Below are 19,378 nucleotides of genomic sequence, written 5' to 3'. Positions count from 1 at the left end.
CATCCTACGCCGCACGACATGCACGAAATGAACCTGGTTCTGCTGATCGGCCTGCTTGCCGCCTGTGGGATCCTGATGGTCCTGGAACGACTGGGAGTCCCGACGACGCTCCAGCTCTCGTTCAAAGGAGATGTCAAACGCGAGACACAGTGGCTGGCGCAGTACGGGCAGGCGGTGGCAACGCTGGCGGCGGCGGCGCTGATCTTTCAGCTTGATCCGTCCCGTCGCCATGCCATCATCCCGCTGATTGCCGCGGTCTCCGCAGCCTCCGTCTCCGCCTTCGTCATCAAGCGCCTGGTTGGGCGCGTTCGTCCCAATCGCGAGCACGCCGGACGGTTTCTCGGACCCAGCCTCAGGCACGCCAACCATCGCGAGAGTTTTCCCTCCAGCCACAGCGCCTGCGCCGTGGCCCTGACCGTTGCGCTGGCGCACTTCTATCCCGCCGCCGCCATCACCTTCTGGACTTTGGCCCTGATCACCGCCGCGTTGCGATACGTGCTGGACGCCCACTGGCCCAGCGACGTGGTGGGGGGCATCGCGCTCGGTTACGCCGCCGCCTGGGCCGTCCTCAAGGCCTTCGGCGTGTAAAAGTGCTTGATCCTTCATCCCCTTGCCTTCATCCTTTGCTGATGTGGGATTTTTCAACCCTCGCCGATCAACTCGGGCACACAATCGCCCAGGCCGAATCGGCCCTGCGCCTGGAGCAGGCGGTCTACGGTCTGGATGCAAAGGACGAGCTGGCCATGCACGCGTTGCTGGCCGAGGGATTGCGCCAGCATTATGAAGTCGCCCGCGAAGTGCATTACCCCTCCACGTTCGGCAGGAAACTCAGCCACCGCAGGCGATGCGACCTGGTGCTCACACCCAAAGGCCGACCGCTGCGCCTGGATTCGGCTCCGCCGACACTTTTTGACCCAACCGATTTGGCCGGACCGGACGAGGCGCTGTGGCTCGAAGTCAAAGTCGCCTACCAGTTTCGCGAAGGAGGAGTGCGTCATGGCGGCTATGGCGCCCAGTGGCGAACCAGGGTCGTGGAGGATCTTCAGAAGATGGAGGCCGACCCACTGATCAAGTCAGCGGGGCTGGTGCTGATCGTTTTCAACGAATCGCAGCAGATACTGGACAAGGATCTGGAGCTGTTTGAGAACGTGCTGGCGATGAAGGAAGTGCTGGCAGGCTTCCGGCACGTCCGCAGCGTCCCGATCCTCGACCGCATTGGTCACCGCCTGTGCAGCGTAGCGCTCTGGCCGACGGTTCAGCGGTGAAGCAGCCCGTAACACCCGGCACACCCTTTGCACCCGAAGCTCCCACATAGGGCCGGTAACCTCGGGTCGGGTCGGTCGCGACATGGTGTCGTAACCGCCCGCTCCCAACTCAAGGAGAACGTCATGTTGACAGCGCTTGCCACGCTCGGTTCCGCAGGCCTGCTTGCTCAGGCGATCCCCAACCTCGTCTGGCTGGCCATCGTCTTCTTCATCATCGCGATCATCGCCTATGTGCTGGGCGCGCGGGGTGTGGCAGGCATGAGCGCAGGCATCGGACGAACCCTGCTGTTTGTGTTCCTGGTGCTGGCGATCATCTTCGTGATCGTCGGCCTGGTGAACCGCGCCGCCTGATGGCGCCACCCGCAGTGCATCGCTATCGCTTTGTGACTTGGCACCGGCCGCAGCGCGTTCTCCTTGCACGCGTTGCGGTCGGTTGCTTGTAGCAGAGGTGAAGGCAGAACAAAGAACGCGGCCCTGTTATCCTTTCGCCTCCACGCTTACTTCAATCTCACTGATCACCAGCTTCCCCCGGCCGGTGTCGTGTTCCGTTGAGAGCATCAGCCCATTGAAGTCGCGATAGCCTTCCCATGTATGGCGGGTTCGCTTGCCCTCACGAATGAAGTCCCACGCCCTGACCAGATGTGTCTGCGGATCGATGTACAGGTCATATTGATCGTTCGGCGTCAGACCAACGCCCCGAAAGCTCAGATTCAGCACCCAGTGCACCTTGCCATCGATCTCGGCCGGCTCTTTGAGCGTGCGAATCACCCCCGGATCCTTCAGCTTCAATGGCGCCAGCAGCCAATACGTGTCATTCGTCCATCGCGCAAAAGCGGCTTTGGCGTCGGGATCGTCGCCGGGATTGAGGATGTTCACGGTAACCGTCTTTGTGGCGCCGGACTGATCCTTCCAGGTCACGGTGTCGGTCATGTTCCGCACGTCCCAGTCGTGTTGGTTTCGGCCGCCGAAGGTGAACCTGATCCGCGTGACCCTCGGCCAGACTTGGGCGCCGCTGGCCTTCATCACCGCCTCGGCCAGGGCATCAGCATCTGTCGGCGCGTTGTTCGGCGCCGTCGTCGAGGCGAGCATCAACACTCCCATCAGCAAACTGCCGATCAGCTTCATCGCTTCTCCCGGTAAGTTGGCAAAACAGGCCCCTGGCGGCGATATTCATTGCACGCGTGCCGATGAAGAAAGTCAAAGCTTCGTGGATCGACCCGCCGACGCTGCTTGGCGCCGCCATCATCGCCTGCGTCGCCTTCGCGGTCTACTGGCCCGCGATCAGGGGCGAGTTTATCTGGGATGATCCCGAGCACGTCGTAAATAACCCCACCCTGCGTGACCTGCCCGGACTGTTGCGCATCTGGACCAGTCCCCGCTCGCTGCCGCAGTGGTATCCGATGGTCCACACCACATTCTGGATCGAGTATCACCTCTGGGGACTGAATCCCACCGGGTATCACCTCACCAACGTCCTGCTGCACATCGCAAGCTCGCTGCTGCTGTGGCGATTGCTGCGAGTGCTTGACGTGCCCGGTGCCTGGCTGGCGGCGGCGATCTTCGCGCTTCACCCCGTTCAGGTCGAATCCGTCGCCTGGATCACCGAGAGGAAAAATGTCCTGTCCGGTTTGTTTGCGCTGCTGGCGACCCTGGCCTATCTTCGGCTTGATGGAACGATCGGACGATCTGACGATGCGCAGATCGCGCGCCACACGACTGTTCATGACATACGCCACTACGCCATCTCGTTTGCCCTGTTCATCGCCGCTCTCTTGAGCAAATCCGTCACCGCGACGCTGCCGGCGGCCATTCTCGTGATCTTCTGGTGGAAGCGCGGCCGAATCGAACTCCGCCGCGACGTGCTCCCGCTCACGCCATTTTTCATCCTCGGCATCGCGATGGGCCTGCTCACAGCCTACCTCGAGCACACCCACGTCGGCGCCAGCGCTGCGACCATCGCCGAGTTCGACCTCTCGCCCCTGGATCGCATCCTCATCGCCGGAAGGGTCATCGTCTTCTACGTGCAGAAGCTGCTGGTACCCTGGCCGCTGGCATTCATCTATCCCCGCTGGCGGATCGATCCGGGCGTGTGGTGGCAGTGGCTGTTTCCCGCGATGGTTCTGGTCGCGGTGATCGCGCTGGTCGCGGCGCAGAAGCGCCTCGGACGCGGGCCGGCGGCGGCGGTCATGCTCTTCTGCGGCCTGCTCTTCCCCGCCCTCGGGTTTGTCAACGTCTACCCGATGCGATTCTCCTTCGTCGCCGATCACTTCCAGTATCACGCCTCGGCCGCGATGATCGCGCTGCTGGCGGCGACTGCGTGGAAACTCTTGTCCAAATCCGCGGTTATCCTGCTGATCCCCCTGGCGGCGCTGACGGCGATGAGAACCCCCGTCTACAGCGATCCGCTTACGCTGTGGCGCGACACGCTGACAAAAAATCCTGACTCCTGGATGGTCCACACCAATCTGGCCCACGCCCTTGTTGCCGCCGCCGACCGCAGCGGAGACTCGCGCCTCTACGCCGAAGCCGAACAGCACTACCTCGCCGCCTACGACCTCGATCCCAACATCGCCGAGACCAACCTCAACGCCGGCATCGTCTATGCGCGACGCAACCAGATCGACAAGGCCCTGGCCCACCTGAACCGCGCGCTGGAGCTTTCGCCCAGATTCCCACCCATCCTGTTGACGATCGGCCAGGTCTACGAGCGAAGCAGCGACCTTGACCGTGCCATCGAGTACTACCGCAAGGCGCTCGACATCGATCCGAATTATGTCGATGCGAACTTTCGCCTGGGCGGCGCCCTGATCGCCGCCGGAAGATACGACGAGGCGGCGCATCACTTGCGCCTTGCGGTGCAGGGCGATCCGCGGCACGCCGAAGCATGGTTGCGGCTGGGAATCGCACAGCGCCAGATGGGGCAGATGGACGCGGCCGAGCAATCGTTCAGGACGGCGCTGCAACTTCGGCCCGAGCTGACTCGGCAGATCCTGAGGCGATGAGCCTGCCGCGCAGGTCGGCCAGGCGCTGCGCCAGAGCGGAGAACCGCTCCCGCCGCTGGTGGATTGGCTCCAGAAGCTCATCCAGCCACTGAAGGGTCTGGCCGGTCAGGCTCAGTTGCTCGTCGGCTTGTGCCGCGTTGTATCGCTCGATCCGCCGGCCGATGCGCCGCTGCGCCTGCCAGCGGAGCAATACCCACAAAATCGCGAACCAGAGCATCAGAAACGTTACGCACTGAAGCAGGTGCCCGACGCTCAGCACGTCTACGATCACCCGCAGCGTACGCTTCGAGAACTGCCACGAATCCTGCTGGAGCATCACCGAAAGGATCGGTTGAACGATCGGGAACCACAGCACCGCGCCGATGGTCAGCAGCCATCGCCACGGAGCCAGAAGCAGGCCCCATGGGGATGATGCCTGGCGGGCAAGCTCGCTGCGCTGGCGCTGCAGGACCGAGCCGAATCGCCGGCGCAGCTCGCCAGCGGCGTGCTCGGCGGCCAGCGGCTCCCACAACCTGCGGTCGCGATACAGCTCGCCGACCAGCGGATGCGACTGCTGAAGCTGCGCGAACGTCGCCTGAATCGATGCCGCCAGTGACTGCGTGGGGTCCAGGTAGGCATCCGGGTTGACGCCGGCCGCTGGACTGCCAGCGGCAGACCCCAGGTTGCGCTGTACGATCGCGACCAGCGGCCACAGCAGCGTGTCGATCGCACTGATGATCGGCCAGCGCGACAGCCGCGCCCGCACCGCCGGCTCCAGCAGCGCCAATCGCTGTCCCGGATCATCCAGCAGTCTGGGGATCGCCACTTCGAGCAGGGGCTGGGCGATTCGCGCCGCCGCCAGCTCGCCCGCCTCGCGATCAAGGCGCGCAAGCTGCTCGGCGCGCTGGTCAAGTTTCTGCTTGTCGAGCCAGGCCAGCAGCGATCGATCCTGCCGCCGCGCCGCCAGCTCGCGCGCCGTTGTCACGCTCTGCTGCGGCCGCGCCGTCGCCAGCATGTCCCGCAATTCCGGAAGTTCGTGATCATCCGGGTGGATCGCGCTGATGGCGAACACGCGTGGTGGGGAAGGCAGCTCCAGAACCCGCGCAATGCGCTGGGCATAGTCCCGCCGCAATTCATCAGCCGCTGACGTACCTTCGCGCGCGACCAGTTGGTCGATCTTGTTCAGGCAGAACACGAAATTCGCCGGGTCGTTTCCCTCGGCCACGGCGCGCAGCAGTTCCTGCGGCGCGCGATCGGCGTACTTTTCGATGCTCTGGATCCACAGCGGGTAGAGCATGTGACGCAGCATTCGCCGGGTGATCTGCACATGATCGCTGTACCTGCTGTCGATGTCGGGAAGGTCCAGGAGCACTTGCCGTTGCAGCGCGTCGATGTGGTGCGGCACGATCCTGTATCGCCCGGGTACCTCGCGATCCAGCAGCAGCTTCAGCTCATCGCTCACCGAAGCATGAGCATACGCGACGACGATCTGCGTGCCCGCGCCGTGCGAGGCTGGCGACGTAATCGCCTGCCCGACCAGCGCGTTGACCAGGCTGCTCTTTCCCACATCCTTGCCGCCGACCAGCCCGATGAGATACATCCCCCCGGCCGGCTCGCCGCAGAGCACGGGCGCATCTTCCTCCAGCAGCGCCGGCGGCGAAGCGCCCGTGAGGGCGATCGTCTCTTCAACCAGTTGTCGAGCTTCATCGGACATAAGCTCTACCGCGATCTTGTACCCGTGACTTTCAGTCTTCAGCCGGACTTGTCGCAGCGACAGCGACGCTGCTTGTGGCCTGCGCTGCCTCCGAAACCGTGTCAGCAAGGGATTCGAGCCGGGCGATCGTCTTACCCGGCACGGCCTGTGCATCCAGCCAGGCGCAGGTCTGCTCGATCTGGCGGTGGGCAAGCTCGGTGAATCGCGTGGCGATGGCATGGTTGGCGGCACGGGCACGGGCGGCGACCTCGTTACTCAGCTTTTCGCTCAGCCACGTTGCCAGACTCCAGCCCCCAAGGATCAGCAGATCGATCGGCCCGAACATCGCCCCATGCGTCGCCACCACGATCGCCAGGATGTACGGCGCCGCCTCCGACCAGCGCGTCAGTTGCTTGCCCCCGGGAACAACTTTCAGCAGCTTTTCCAGGACGGCGGTGTCGCGCGGCGTGGCGTTCCAGTGATTCTCCAGCCACCGCTGAAGCGCAGCAATCTCCTCGGCGGCGATGGCCCCGGCCAGCTCCACCGGCAGCCTGGTTTTCGCGTACGTCTCTGCCGCCTGCTCGATCCACTGTGCGCTGCGCGATCCGAGCCTCACGACGTCGTCAATCCGGCTCTGCACGACCGTGAACTGATCCACCAGCGCCCGGGCAAAGTTGGGGTTCTCCCGCGACAGATCCGGCGGCAGGTCATCGCCGCCGTCGGTGCCAATTCGACCGGTGCGAAGCCAGTCCCACGTGGTCCGCGGCAGCCGCGCCAGCATCCCGGGAACCTGTCGCACGCGATCCAGCACCCGCCCGGGACCCATCAGGTACAGCACACTGCGCTGCTGGAGCCGGCGCTGAAGCTGAATCGTCAGCGGATTGACATCCACGCCCGGGGCCGGCATCTCCATCGCGCGCAGCGACGCGACGAGTGTGTCGGCTTCGCTGCGGTCGGCCTTCAGCGGCTCGATCACCTGATCCCTCAGGCGATCCATCAGATCCGCGGCGCGCAGTGCGTTGGCCTGCTGCCGCGGGCCGATCCTCAGCGACGTAATGGCGCTGCGAAGCGACTGAAGGTTCTGATGAGCCGGCGGCTCGTAGGCCGCGTCATCACGCGGAATCGCGAACACGCAACAGTCCTGTCCGAGCTGCGCCGCGTAATCATCCACTTCCGGCTGCTCCTGTGCCTTGTTCATCACATGCAGCGCTGGCAACCCGTACCGCCGCGCCAGGCGGTAATACGGCAGCAGCTCGGTCATCTGGTACTTTTCCGGCGTGACCAGAAACAGCACCGCGTCAGCCCAGCGGAAGACCCGGTCGGCCTGGGCGTGGTGCGCGGGCTGGTCTCCGTCCAGATCGGGTGTGTCGATGAGGGTTACGTGCTCGGTCAGCGGATGGCGATGAAGAACCACGCTGAGCACGTCCGGCCGGCCGCGCACGGGCAGATGCGCCGTGTCCGCCACCTCGTGCGCAATGCCCAGCCAGCCGGGGGGAATGTGAGAGGCATTGCAAGTCACGGCGATGGGTCCGGCGGTGTAGGTCCGGCGAAAGCTGGTGGCCGCCAGGGTGGAATCGGTCAGGCGATTCAGCAGGGTGCTCTTGCCGGTGCCCGTGCCGCCAAGGATTGCCAGCAGCGGCGGCAGGTCTTTGGGGCGACGCAGATGGAACATCGCCGCCGCCAGATCGGCACGCAGCCGCTCGATCGCCGGGTACCTGGCCGCGATTGCAGCGTCGATGCCTGCCAACACATCGTCGATCGATGCCAGCGCAGATTCGAACCGGACAGCCGCCGAGCGGATTGCCATGCGTCCAGCCAGTCTATCGGGCCATCGCAGTTGAAGGCAAATGACCCCATCCCGCCGCGGTGCGACCGGGCTGTGATGCACAAGTGTCCGTTGCGCCGATCCGGGGCAGGACTGTGCCGTTGCCTGCTCGCTCCGGAAAGTCGTGGTGTTCGGGGCTGCGGGTACGGCCCGGTTAGTAGCTCTGGCTTGTGTCGCGTCGCTGGATGAGCTTCTGGAGCAGCACGAAACCCAGCAGCAGCAGGCCGACGGCGATCCTGGTCCACCAGGAGTTGAGGTTCTGAAAGTTGATCATGGTCTGGATGATCCCGAAGATCATCACGCCCAGCAGTGTGCCGGCGACGTATCCCACGCCGCCGCTGAGCAGCGTGCCGCCGACCACCACAGCGGCGATCGCGTCCAGCTCCAAGCCGGTGCCGGTCAGCGCCCACCCCTTGGGGGTGTAGATCGTCGACACCACCGCCGCCAGCGTCGAGCACAACCCGCTGATCGCATAGACCCCGATTTTGGTGGCCCCGACAGGCAGGCCCATCAGCATCGCCGAGCTTTCGCTGCCGCCGATCGCATAGACGTTGCGCCCGAACGACGTGTACAGTGAGATCCAGACCGCCACGGCAAGCACCACCAGGAAGATCACCGCAGTCATCGGCAGTGCCACGCCCTGGCCCATCGGAATCGACCAGCTTGTCAGTTGCGTGTACAGCGGATGCGAGATGCCCACTGAATCCTTGCTGATGACCAGACCCAAGCCGCGGCAGAAGAACAGGCCCGCCAAGGTCACCAGGAACGGCGGCAATGAGAACAGGTGAATCAGCGCGCCCATCGAGGCTCCGAAGGCGGTTCCGGCCAGCACGATCAGGGGGATCACGATCAGCGGGTGCATGCCGGCGCGCTCGATGAGCACGGCCATGGTGATGGTGGCGCATCCGATGACCGCCCCGACGGACAGGTCGATACCGCCGCTGAGGATGACGAAGGTTGCACCGATCGCCGCCACGCCGAGCACGGCGTTGTCGGCCAGCAGGTCCTTGAGCACGAGTAATGAGAAGAACCCCGGATACAGGAGGCAGGCGGTTGCGTACAGCAGCACGCACACGGCCGCGGTTGCGATCAGCGGGATGCGCTGGAGGGAGAGAATGAACACACCGGGCGGTTGCATCACGTGTATGAGTGAGTTGATTGGCGCAGTCGTATGATGCGCTTCATGTGGCGGAAGAGGCCAGCCCGTACGACTTCGGATTGCAGCATGCACACAGCCACGACCACGCCGGCTTTGATCACACGGGTCATGGCGGCATCGACGCCCTGAGTCAGGATGGTGGTGGTCAGGCTCTGGATGACCAGCGCGCCGATGATCGTGCCCAGCAGGGAGAATCTGCCGCCCGACAGGGACGTGCCACCGATCGCCGCCGCCAGGATCGCATCCAGCTCGAGGTACAGCCCGACGTTGTTGGCGTCGGCGTCGCGGATGTCGGCCGTGACGATCAGCCCGGCCACGGCAGCGCAGATCCCGCTGAGCAGGTACGTCGTCAGCTTCACGGAGCGCGCGTCGATGCCGCTGTATCGGCTGGCGATCGGATTGCTGCCCACCGACTCGATAAAAAGCCCCAGTGCTGTGGCCCGGGTCAGCAGCCCCAGCAGCAGGGCGGCGCATGCGACGATCGTGATGGGGAACGGCAGCCACAGAAACGTGCCGGTGCCGATGAATTCAAAGGCCGGATTGTTGATGTAGACGTGCTGTCCGTCGGTCAAAAGCTGTGCAACGCCCCGCCCGGCGACCATGAGAATCAGCGTCGCGACAATCGGCTGCATGCCCACCAGCGCCACCAGCGTTCCGTTGAACAATCCGGCGACGCCCGCGCACAGCATCGCCAGCAGCACCGCCAGCGGCACCGAGCCGCCGACATCGATGACCGACAGCGGCGAGTACTCGGGCCGGACGATCAGAATCGCCGCCACCGCCCCGGCAATTGCCATCACTGCGCCGACCGACAGATCAATCCCGCCTGTGGCGATCACCAGCGTCATTCCAAGCCCCAACAGCATGACCGGACTGCCGCGGTTGAGGATGTCGATCAGGCTGCCGAACAGCTTGCCATCTCGCAGCTCGATGCGGAAGAAGCCGGAGGTGAACAGGCCGTTGTAGAGCAGGGTCAGCCCCAGAGCCAGCAGCGGCCAGAGCAGCCGCGCGCCGCCGCGGCGCCACCGCCGTTTCGGCGCGGGGATGATGGGGGGACGATCGAGCGTCGGCGTTGTGGTGGTCGTCATCACGATCCGCAGCGCACATCCGGCCAGCCGGTGCCGGAAGTTACATTGCCCCCGGGGCGGCTGTCCAGACATCATGCGGCGGGGAGGTTTTGCCCGCCTGCGACGATCGCGGTATTCTGCACCGGGCGGCGCGGAAGCAACCCCCGCGGGCTGAGCGGTCCCATTGCACCACAAGGGCAACGATTCCGGGGCAAATTCCGCGGCGATTTGAGATCAAGCCGAGGCTCCATGACCGACACATTTGGCGTCCATGCCAGCATTGCCGGCGGCCTGCACAATGCTCTGATCCGCTCGGCACAACTGCAATGCTGCGTGGCCCAGATCTTTACCAAGAACCAGCAACAGTGGCGATGCAGGCCACTGGAGCAGGCGGCCATCGACGAATGGCTCAGGCACCACAAACAACTGAAGTTTGGCAAGATCGTCAGCCACGACAGCTACCTGATCAACCTTGCCTCGCCGGACGAGCAGATGTGGCGAAGGAGCGTGTCGCTGTTCATCGAGGAGCTTCGACGGTGCCGATTGCTGGGCATTCCATATCTCGTGACACACCCCGGAGCACATCTTGGCGCCGGCGAGCAGGCGGGCCTGCGGCGGGTCGTGAAGGCACTGGACCTGGCCTACGACGCCGTCGGACCCTGCAAGGTGATCACCTGTCTGGAAGTCACCGCGGGGCAGGGCAGTTCGCTGGGGTATAAGCTGGAGCACCTGGTCCAGATCATCAGTCATTCACGACATGCGGCGAGACTGGGCGTGTGCCTGGACACGGCGCATCTGTTCGCGGCGGGATACGACTTTCGCGGGCGAAAATACGCCGCGTTTCGCAGGCAGCTCGAGAAGACCGTGGGCCTGCGGCGGATCAAAGTGCTGCATCTGAACGACTCGAAAAAGCCGCTGGGAAGTCGCGTGGATCGGCATGATCACATCGGACAGGGACTGATCGGACTGAATGGATTCAGGCCGTTCGTGCGCGACCAGGCGTTCAGCGATGTGCCCAAGATCCTGGAGACCCCCAAGGCCAGGACTGCCGACGGACGCGACTGGGATGAAGTCAACCTCCAGACGCTGCGTTCGCTGGCGTGATGGCGGCCGCCGACGACGCTCCCACCGCGACCGCAGTAGCTGAGCCTGGGGGGTGAATGGTCAGTGCAGCGACGCCAGGTTCTCCAGAACCTTGTACAGAGCCTGAGTCCCTTCACGGCCATGACCGGCGGCCTGGGCGGCGGTGAAAAGCTGATGCACCAGCGCCGCGCCGGGCAGGGAGGTGCCGCTTTTTTCGGCCGACTCGATGATCAGTCGCAGATCCTTCTGGATCAGATCGATCATGAAACCGGGACGGAAGTCGCCATTGAGAATCTTGGGTCCCAGGTTCTGAAGCTGCCAGCTCGAGGCGGCCCCCCCGGAGACCGCTTCCAGCGCCGTGCGGGTATTCAGCCCGTTCTTGGAAGCAAAGACCAGCGCCTCGCAGACGGCCAGCAGCGTGCCGCCGACCAGAATCTGGTTCATCAGCTTGGTGAGCTGGCCGTTGCCGCTGCGTCCGCAGTAGGTGATGGTTTTGCCCAGGCACCGCAGCAGCGGCTCGGCGCGTTCGAAGGCGTGCGGCTCGCCGCCGACCATGATCGACAGCGTCGCCTGTCGGGCGCCTACATCTCCGCCGCTGACCGGGGCGTCCAGCAGATATGCCCCGCATCGCGCCAACTGCTCGCACATTTCCCGTGTGGCGATGGGAGAGATGGTGGAGTGATCGATGATGATCTGACCCGGGCGGGTCTTGTGGATCACGCCGCGCGGTCCGGTAAGCACCTCGCGGACATCCGGAGTATCCGGAACACACACGAACACGAAATCAGCGCCGTCGGCGGCTTCGGCGGGGCTGTCGGCCCAGCGGGCGCCGCGCTCCAGCAGCCCGGCTGCCTTGGATCGCGTACGCGTATGCACCCGCATCTGATGTCCCGCCGACAGCAGGTGTCCTGCCATCGGACCGCCCATGATTCCCAAACCGATGAATGCAACGTTGGCCATGTTCAAACAGGAATAAGCGAAACGTACAGGACAAGAGTAGGATCAGAACTCTCAGTGTGCAACCTCCGGGAGACGGATTCATTGCACAGGGTGTGGCCCAAATCGCGGGCTCGCACCGGCGTCGTTCAAAAAGCGATCCCGGGTGCACAGCAATCCGAGCAGGATCGCCAGCCTGTATCGCAGGCGTCCCGCCTGTGCGATGGCCGCTTGCACGGGCAAGGCCTCTGAGATACCGAAAGCTCAGGTAAGACCTTCCAGCGTGCATGCTGTGCATGCGGCTAACGGGTCAGCATCACGACGATGAGGATCAGGTTCACTACGATGGAAAACCCGCCCAGCGCGATCAGCGTGACCACGACGGGGTGGATCCAGATGGGCTGCTGCTCGGCAGCGGGGGGCTCCAGGTCGACGGTGCGGGCGGTCTCCTCGATCTTGGCGATCTTATCGACGTCGAAGGCCTTGCGGGCGTGGATGGGCGATTCGCCGCGACGCACCGCCCACAGATCCTCCAGCATGTCTTCGGTGCTGGCGTAGCGTTCGTCGCGGTTCTTGGCCATCGCCGTCTCGATGATTTCCCCGATTCCGGCACTGAGTGAGGTATTGATGTGATCGGGGGGAATCAGCGGCTGCTTGAGGTGCTTGTGCATGACCGCCGACGGCGTGTCGCCCTCGAAGGGGGGGCGACCGGTGACCATGTGGTACATCGTCGCGCCCAGCGAGTAGATATCGGCGCGGAAATCGATGTCCAGTTCTCCGCGGATCTGTTCGGGGCTGATATAGTAGGGCGTGCCGTATGCCTTGCCCGCTTCCGATTCCGCCGCCTGTTTGTCGTCCATGGCGCGCGCCAGACCCAGATCGGTCAGCTTGGCCACGCCCTGGGGGGTGAGGATGATGTTCTTGGGCTTGACGTCGCGATGGATCAGCCCGCGCTTGTGGGCATGCGCCAGGGCGTCGGCGATCTGAATCGCGATATCCAGAGCCTCGTGCTCGGGGAAGGTAGTTTTGCCTTCTCCGATGGGCGGGGGCTGCATGATGTCGTACAGCGTCTTGCCCTCGACAAACTCCATCACGAAGTAATGGAAGCCGTCGGGAGTCGAGCCGACGTCGATCGCCTGCACGATGTTGTTGTGCGAGAGCCGCGCCGCGGCCTTGCCTTCCTTGTAGAAACGCTCGACGAACTCGGGGCTTTCGCTGAGCCGGCGGGGCAGGATCTTAATCGCGACGATTCGATCCAGCGACAGTTGCCTGGCCTTGAACACCGTCGCCATCGCTCCCTTGCCCACCTTTTCCAGAATCTGGTAGCCGGGGATCTTGCTGCTGCGACGTTCCTCCAGTTGGGCGCGGATGCGCTTGGCCTGGTTGATCGTGATGAAGTTGTTTTCAACCAGCAGATCGGCCAGGCTGCGCTGGTTCGGATCCGAGGACTGTTTCTGCTGCTCGCGACAGAACTCGATTTCGGTTTTGGTGGCCAGCCCGGTTTCGAGGACAACACGTCCGACCTCGGTGTCGAGGTTGGCGGACAAACCCAGGGCATTGCTGTCCGAGGACGGTGGCATCCCACAACTCTCGCTCGGCCGGCGCGACTTGCGTGCTTAGCGCGGCCACGGTCTGCCTGCCCGGACACCCGCAGCACCACGCCGCGCTACGTGTCGATGGCAAACCGTTGCGTCAGGCTAAGACCCTCACCCGGCAGTGTCAAGCACCCGACTTGCACTGCGACGGAAGCACGCCGGTCGCATCTCCGACCGCTGCTTCAATTATATAGCATATTTGCCCTGCGAGAGTTAGAAAAGCGTCGGCGCCCGGGCCGTCCGCCCGCCGCCAGTGCCACAGCAACGGTGCAGATGCCCACGGCCGCCGGCTCGGGAATAACTCCCGACTGCACCGCTCGCAACGCCGCCAGGTATTCACCGCCAAACATCCGGGCATGCTCGGCAATGAGCGCTTCAGCGAGCGGACCGGCCTGATTCACGTACGCATTGTCGATCAACGCATAGTCCGTGGCGTCGATCGTGCCGGAGTAGTCGAAGTCTCCATTGATCCAGCCACTGAGGCTGTTGACATACCCGTTGTCGATCAGCGAGTAGTCGGTGGCGTCGATCGAGCCACTCAGATCGGCGTCGCCAAAGTACGTGAACTTCACCAGGATCTCATTACCGGTGAGTGTCTGCCCGGCGAAGCTCGTGTAGATTGGCCCGCTGCCACCGACCTGAGCCAGGTCATTGAGCACAACGCCCAGCCCGTACAGGAAGCTTCCGGCGGTGGTGTTCTGGACATTGGCCTGCGTGCTGCCGATGCCCGGCCCAAGCCAGTCGAAGTTCCCGCCATTCTCCAGGGCCGACTTGATCGATGCGGTCACCGTTGCCAGCGAGCCGCTGTTGACGATCAGGCTGTTGTTGTTCACGTCCAGTCTTGCGCCGCTGCCCACCGCCAGGCTGGCCACTCGGCTGGTGCCGGCGGGGCTGTTGGCGGTGGGCTTGGTGCTGATGGCTGCGGCGCCGGCGGCGACGGTCAGCGAGCTGGCGCGCACGTTCTGGAACTGCGCGGCTCCCGCGCCGTCCTTGGTGATGTTTCGTGCGGTGGCGTCCATCGCGCCAGTGATCGCCACGCTGCTGCCCGCCGACGTATTGACCGTCAGATCATCCGCCAGCGCGATCGGCGCGCTGATGATGTGCGAGCCTGTGGTGACGTTGATCCCTGCGGGGCCGCTGGTCGCGTCGAGCGTGAGCGTGCCCGGCCCGGCAATGGTGTAGGTGTTGACGTTGTCGAAATTCAGCGCCCCGACGGTCTGCGGGGCATCGACGGTCACGGTTCGCGGCGCGGTGATCGCGCCGCCGAACACCGCCTCGGCGCCGGGAGCGTTCGGCACGTTGGACTGCCAGTTGCCGGCCACCGTCCACGAGCCGTCGTTGTCCACGTTCCAGATCCCCGAGCCGGCGGGAATATAGGTCAGCGTCAAAAACGGCTGATTGGCAAACAGGGGATTGCCTGCGGCATCCGCCCAGAACGTGCCGTCATCGGAGGCGGCGATGAAGCGTTGCCAGCCGGCGTTGGCGTTGCCGATGGACAGTTGAAAATTGGCCTCCTGTGTTGAGGCGAGCTGTTGGGTGAGATAAGTCTCCAGCGCGCCGGCATCGGAGACGAACTCTTTGTACTCCTGGGTCAGATCGATGATGTGCTTGGAGGGCGTGCCGGCAGGCGCGGCGGCGGAGTGCCAGAGGAACCCCAGATGCCTCCCGGCCGGACCCGTCCGTGCATATCCGTTGACTCCCGCGATGAAGCCGTCGGTCCAGGGCGTGCTGCCGTTGCTGGTGTTGTAGTTGGCACCGCTTTCGACGCGATCGGCAACCGACCAGAGATCCACATAATCCGAGTGCGCGCCGCTCTCGTAGGTGTCCAGCCAGAAAAGGTTGAACTTGGCCTCGGTGACGATGCTGCCGGCGGGAACCTGCGAGAGGTTGATCCGCAAAAAGACGCGCTGGTCGAACGCGCCATTCTCGGGGATGTTCGAGGCGCCACCCCACCACTCGCGCAGCTCCAGCTCAGGATACGCCACGTCCGGGCGGCCGGGAATCCCGCCCCAGTCAGTGATCGGAATCGTGCCACCCGGTCCGGCGGCAACCTGGAAGAAGTTGGCGCTGCCGGTGATGGTGGTGGTGGCGGCGGGGAGCCTCGAGGCGGTCGAGGCGATGATCGTCCCCACCGACGCTGTGATCGCGACGCTCAGAATTCGTTTCGTGCGTTGCATCGTGTCCTCCTCAAGCAAGTGTGGCTCGTGAATGGGTCCTGGGTTGATCAATCTTGATTCAGCGTTCCGCACCGCGCGGCACGCCAACAAAAATGGCCAGATTCGCTCCAACCGCGCGCTCTTGCCCATCCGACGGTCGGTTGAGCACGCGCGGGTTCGGATCGGCAAAGACCAGAGTCGATGATCCGCCGCCATCGAGATTCACCGCATCGCTGGCGCCGAGCTCGAGCATGACCTGGCCAAGCTCCTGCGTGGTCATGCCCAGGCTGTGTCCGGGCTGTCGTCCATCGACCACAAGCAGAATCAGCTTCCGTCCGTCGCGCGACACGCCGACGGCGGTTCGCGGCAGGGGCAGATGCCCCGAGCAGTTCCTGCGGAAATCGACGCCGTTGTATTCGACTCCGCCGACGTTGATTCCATCAGCCAGGATGCGGTTCTTGGCGCCGACGGCGATGTACAGCGGCTCGATCGGCGGCACGCAGCGGTAACCGTGTGTTCCGGCGGCGCGGTCGGAAGGGTCCTGATCGACCACGGTCGCGACGTTGTCCCTGCTGATGTGAATCGCCGACTCGCCGTACTTGAATGGCGAAACTCTCTGGCCGCCGGATACCAGAACGTAGTAGTGATTGCGGTACTGCTGGCCTGCCGGATCAGCAAAGTCGGAGCTTGCGTTGATGGCAATCTGTGCCCCGACGCGGCTGAGGTACTGCCGCGTGGTCTCGGCCGTCGTTTCGCCAGGAGCATCAGCGCCGTTCGGTTCGGTGATGCTGAATCGCAGCCCCGGCGTGCGCAGGTCGATCTGGACGATGTGCAGGTCCACCAGCCGCGGCGAGCCGATCGTGCGATGGACGTATCTCACGCCGGGAAACGGATGGCTGATCCGCTCGCCAATCACCGGCATGGTTGCCGGGCGCGTGGTCTGCGCACGCGCCGCCGGTGAGATCAGCAGCGTCAGCAACCCGAGCATGATGCGACTGGTGCAATTCATCGGGCACATTCCGCCAGCCGTTGGCTCTGAAGCGATCCCAGCAGTTCCACGGCGCGATCGCGGATCGCCTCGAAGGCGCCGCGCCGCAGCGGCAGGCCGCCATAAAAAATGAACGCGTGCTCCACCTCGTAGCCGCCCTCGTCGAGTGCCTTGGGCGTGGGGACGTAACCGATCAGCCCGTTGGCGTAGCCGACGACCCAGCAGCGATCCTGTTCCAGCGCCGCGCGAAGCTCGTCGGCCAGGCGCGAGAAGATCTCCGCGTTGATGCACAGGAAGCTGCTGTGTCCCAGCGCGATCGCCTGAAGCTCGACGGCTGCGGAAGTGGGCACGGCTCGGCGGGCCAAGGCGTTGCGCATTTCATTTGCCCAAACATCGACGGCGGTGCGATAACGCTTTGACTCATCGTCGTCTCGCCCCTGCACTTGCCCCTTTGCACACTCCGATACGTGTTCGATCCAGGCATGGTCCGGCGAGTGAAGCGGAAGCTCGATGCGCTGCGCGGCCGACCGCAGCAGGGGCGAAGCGGCATCCTCTTGGCCTTCGCTGATCGCTTCGACAACACTGCGCGCAAGCTGCTCGCCCCAGGCCTGCACCTGCGGGAAATCAACGCCGGTGCGCGGCGGATTGACGTTGGCCGCGGCGCCGGCGGTGAACAGCACCGTCGGCTGGCCCGGCAGCAGTGCTGATGCTCGCTCGGCCGCGTGTCCGAAGAGGTCGGCGCTGATCAGTCGGTTCTGATGCCCCAGTGCGACGTTGTGCATCGCATAATTCGCAATGATCGCCGCGAAGCTGCCGTCGCGCCGCCGCAGTCCGACCAGACCAACGCGATGATCGACATGCGCGCTTGCCGTCCGCCGACGGTCGATCCCCAACTCGCACTTGCCCGTCGCCGCCAACAGCGTCACCGGCTCGGTCGCACTGACCGCTTCCAGTGCCGCTCGCTCGAACTCGATGTGAAGCTGACCAACATACCGCGGATCCGGCTCTCCACAGCCGATCAGCCGCACCGTCGCCGGGCCGGAGTGGGTGTGCGTGGTCGAGAGCACGAGCTGATGCGGTGACAGTCCAAGTCGTCTCTGAACCCACTGTCGCAGCGAGGTGACGAACGTCGAGTCCAGGCCGATGAGATCGGCGTGCAGCCAGAGCAGCCGGCGATCACCATCGACCAGGTAGACGCATCGCAGCTTCAGCGGATCGTGGGCGCCCAGCGACGGCTGAACCCGATACAGGAAGCCGCTCAGCTCCACGCCCGGCTGAGGCGTGATGTTGCGCCAGGATGTGCCGATCAGCAGGCTCATGCTCATCCTTTGGCGGTTGCCGTGGCGGATGACGATTTTCTGGCGGCGAACACGGTCACGTGCGGTGCCTTCAGCTCGTGGACATTGTCGATCACCTTCGCCACCGCCGCCGCCGCGGCGCGGATCGTCGGCTCGTCGGCCAGCAGCAGCACGTGCGTAAACCAGCAGACCTCGCGACAGACTCGCTCGCTGACGGGGCAATGCACGGCGGAGAAATCCAGCGCCGAGCCACGCTTGGGGCGGAACTTGTCGCCGGGCGAAAGCGCCTGGCCGTTGGATGGCTCCAGCGGCTGGAAGCAGGGCTGCTTGTACAGGGGGATGGGATACCCGCCGGAGGCAGGCACGCCCTCGGCCGCCAGCGCGTCCAGGAACTGCTGCCGTGAAATGCCCAGCCTGCGCTCGTCGAGCTGGAAGGTGTACAGGTGATAGGCGCGGCGCGTGATCCGCGGATCGTCATCGAACACTCGCACGCCCGGCAGCGGACGCAGCAGCTCGTTGAGCAGCAGGGCATTGCGGCGGCGGATCTCGATGTGCTGCTCCACCCGTGAAAGCTGCGCCAGCAGCAGCGCCGCCTGAAATTCGTTCATCCTCGCGTTGGTCCCCACCATCCCGTGCTCATACCACCTGGAGTTCTTCAGCCGGCCGCAGTTGGTCAACGAGCGGCAGGTGTCGGCCAGCTCCTCGTTGTTGGTCAGGATGATGCCACCCTCGCCGCTGGTCATGTTCTTGGAAGCCTGGAAGCTGAACACGCCGCAGTCGCCGATGGCGCCGGTGCCCTGGCCCCGCCACTTGCTACCCCAGGAGTGGCAGGCGTCTTCCAGGATTCGCACGCCCGCGGTGCTGGCGATGTCGCGCAGGGCGTCCATGTCGGCCACATGCCCGGCCAGATGCACCGGAACGATCACGCGGGTGCGCGGCGTGAGCTTGCGCTGCACGTCCGCCGGGTCGATGCACAATGTATCCGGGTGGATATCCGCAAAGACCGGCGAAGCCCCCACCGCGATCACGGCGCTGACGGTGGCGATGAAGGTGTACGGCGGAACGATGACCTCATCCCCCGGCCCCACCCCCAGAGCCCGCAGGGCAATCTCCAGCGCCGTGGTGCCGTTGGTCGTGGTGATGCCGAAGCGCGCGTCCTGGAACGCGGCGAACCGCGATTCAAATTCCGCCACACGCTGCCCATACCACCACTTGCCCGACTCCAGCACGTCGCTGAGCGCGTTGCGCTCGGCGTCGTCCCAGATTGGCCACGTCGGCCAATGGAAGTCATGAATCGGTTTTCCTCCCAGCAGTGCCAGCTTGGCCATTACA

The 19,378-nt window shown here is 64.4% G+C and carries 16 protein-coding genes; 5 read left to right on the top strand and 11 right to left on the bottom strand.

What is annotated here, in order from left to right:
- The first annotated feature begins 18 nt into the window (after positions 1 to 18).
- The 3 genes from ACQS5P_RS02230 (at position 19) to ACQS5P_RS02220 (ending at position 1,616) form a co-directional block, all read left to right on the top strand.
- Complete coding sequence (locus ACQS5P_RS02230; RefSeq protein ID WP_428939274.1) at positions 19 to 588, top strand: phosphatase PAP2 family protein; 570 nt, start codon at positions 19 to 21, stop codon at positions 586 to 588.
- Between the two features lie 41 nt (positions 589 to 629).
- Complete coding sequence (locus tag ACQS5P_RS02225) at positions 630 to 1,265, top strand: hypothetical protein (RefSeq protein ID WP_428939273.1); 636 nt, start codon at positions 630 to 632, stop codon at positions 1,263 to 1,265.
- 123 nt (positions 1,266 to 1,388) lie between these two features.
- Positions 1,389 to 1,616: a DUF1328 family protein gene (locus ACQS5P_RS02220; RefSeq protein WP_428939272.1), complete on the top strand. Its 228-nt coding sequence runs from the start codon at positions 1,389 to 1,391 to the stop codon at positions 1,614 to 1,616.
- Positions 1,617 to 1,742: 126 nt separating this feature from the next.
- Here the strand turns inward: ACQS5P_RS02220 and ACQS5P_RS02215 are convergent, their stop codons facing one another.
- A complete protein-coding gene (locus tag ACQS5P_RS02215; RefSeq protein ID WP_428939271.1) occupies positions 1,743 to 2,390 on the bottom strand; it encodes a hypothetical protein in 648 nt (215 codons plus the stop codon).
- 62 nt (positions 2,391 to 2,452) lie between these two features.
- Between ACQS5P_RS02215 and ACQS5P_RS02210 the strand changes: the two genes are divergently transcribed.
- On the top strand, positions 2,453 to 4,267 hold the full coding sequence (locus tag ACQS5P_RS02210; protein WP_428939270.1) for a tetratricopeptide repeat protein: 1,815 nt from the start codon (positions 2,453 to 2,455) through the stop codon (positions 4,265 to 4,267).
- Here the strand turns inward: ACQS5P_RS02210 and ACQS5P_RS02205 are convergent.
- The 4 genes from ACQS5P_RS02205 to ACQS5P_RS02190 form a co-directional block, all read right to left on the bottom strand.
- The gene (locus ACQS5P_RS02205) at positions 4,212 to 5,960 is read right to left on the bottom strand and encodes a GTPase domain-containing protein (protein ID WP_428939269.1); all 1,749 of its coding nucleotides are present in this window, start codon (positions 5,958 to 5,960) and stop codon (positions 4,212 to 4,214) included. The genes ACQS5P_RS02210 and ACQS5P_RS02205 overlap by 56 nt on opposite strands.
- A gap of 31 nt (positions 5,961 to 5,991) precedes the next feature.
- A complete protein-coding gene (locus ACQS5P_RS02200; protein WP_428939268.1) occupies positions 5,992 to 7,746 on the bottom strand; it encodes a GTPase in 1,755 nt (584 codons plus the stop codon).
- 172 nt (positions 7,747 to 7,918) lie between these two features.
- Entirely contained in the window at positions 7,919 to 8,902 is a 984-nt protein-coding gene (gene yjfF / locus ACQS5P_RS02195) for a galactofuranose ABC transporter, permease protein YjfF (RefSeq protein WP_428939267.1), read from the bottom strand.
- Positions 8,902 to 10,011, bottom strand: coding sequence for an ABC transporter permease (locus tag ACQS5P_RS02190; protein ID WP_428939266.1), 1,110 nt, complete (start codon positions 10,009 to 10,011; stop codon positions 8,902 to 8,904). The genes yjfF and ACQS5P_RS02190 overlap by 1 nt, the downstream gene beginning before the upstream one ends.
- Positions 10,012 to 10,239: 228 nt before the next feature.
- Between ACQS5P_RS02190 and ACQS5P_RS02185 the strand changes: the two genes are divergently transcribed.
- Positions 10,240 to 11,094 carry a deoxyribonuclease IV gene (locus ACQS5P_RS02185; RefSeq protein WP_428939265.1) on the top strand — a complete coding sequence of 285 codons (855 nt, stop codon included), beginning with the start codon at positions 10,240 to 10,242 and terminating at the stop codon, positions 11,092 to 11,094.
- A 60-nt stretch (positions 11,095 to 11,154) separates the two neighbouring features.
- Here ACQS5P_RS02185 and ACQS5P_RS02180 read toward each other — a convergent pair whose 3' ends face one another.
- From ACQS5P_RS02180 to ACQS5P_RS02155, 6 genes are all read right to left on the bottom strand, one after another.
- Positions 11,155 to 12,033, bottom strand: coding sequence for an NAD(P)-dependent oxidoreductase (locus ACQS5P_RS02180; protein WP_428939264.1), 879 nt, complete (start codon positions 12,031 to 12,033; stop codon positions 11,155 to 11,157).
- A 278-nt stretch (positions 12,034 to 12,311) separates the two neighbouring features.
- Positions 12,312 to 13,589, bottom strand: a complete 1,278-nt coding sequence (locus tag ACQS5P_RS02175) for a serine/threonine-protein kinase (protein WP_428939263.1) — start codon at positions 13,587 to 13,589, stop codon at positions 12,312 to 12,314.
- A gap of 197 nt (positions 13,590 to 13,786) precedes the next feature.
- Entirely contained in the window at positions 13,787 to 15,781 is a 1,995-nt protein-coding gene (locus ACQS5P_RS02170; protein ID WP_428939262.1) for a hypothetical protein, read from the bottom strand.
- A gap of 58 nt (positions 15,782 to 15,839) precedes the next feature.
- Entirely contained in the window at positions 15,840 to 16,769 is a 930-nt protein-coding gene (locus tag ACQS5P_RS02165) for a phosphodiester glycosidase family protein (RefSeq protein WP_428939261.1), read from the bottom strand.
- Complete coding sequence (locus ACQS5P_RS02160) at positions 16,766 to 18,067, bottom strand: hypothetical protein (protein WP_428939260.1); 1,302 nt, start codon at positions 18,065 to 18,067, stop codon at positions 16,766 to 16,768. Before ACQS5P_RS02160 ends, ACQS5P_RS02165 begins: the two co-directional genes overlap by 4 nt.
- Before the next feature lie 2 nt (positions 18,068 to 18,069).
- Entirely contained in the window at positions 18,070 to 19,374 is a 1,305-nt protein-coding gene (locus ACQS5P_RS02155; protein WP_428939259.1) for a DegT/DnrJ/EryC1/StrS family aminotransferase, read from the bottom strand.
- Positions 19,375 to 19,378 lie beyond the last annotated feature (4 nt).

The sequence above is a fragment of the Fontivita pretiosa genome, assembly GCF_050410795.1.
Classification (GTDB): Bacteria; Planctomycetota; Phycisphaerae; order Tepidisphaerales; family Tepidisphaeraceae; genus Fontivita; species Fontivita pretiosa.
This window is presented reverse-complemented; position numbering and strand designations above follow the sequence as displayed.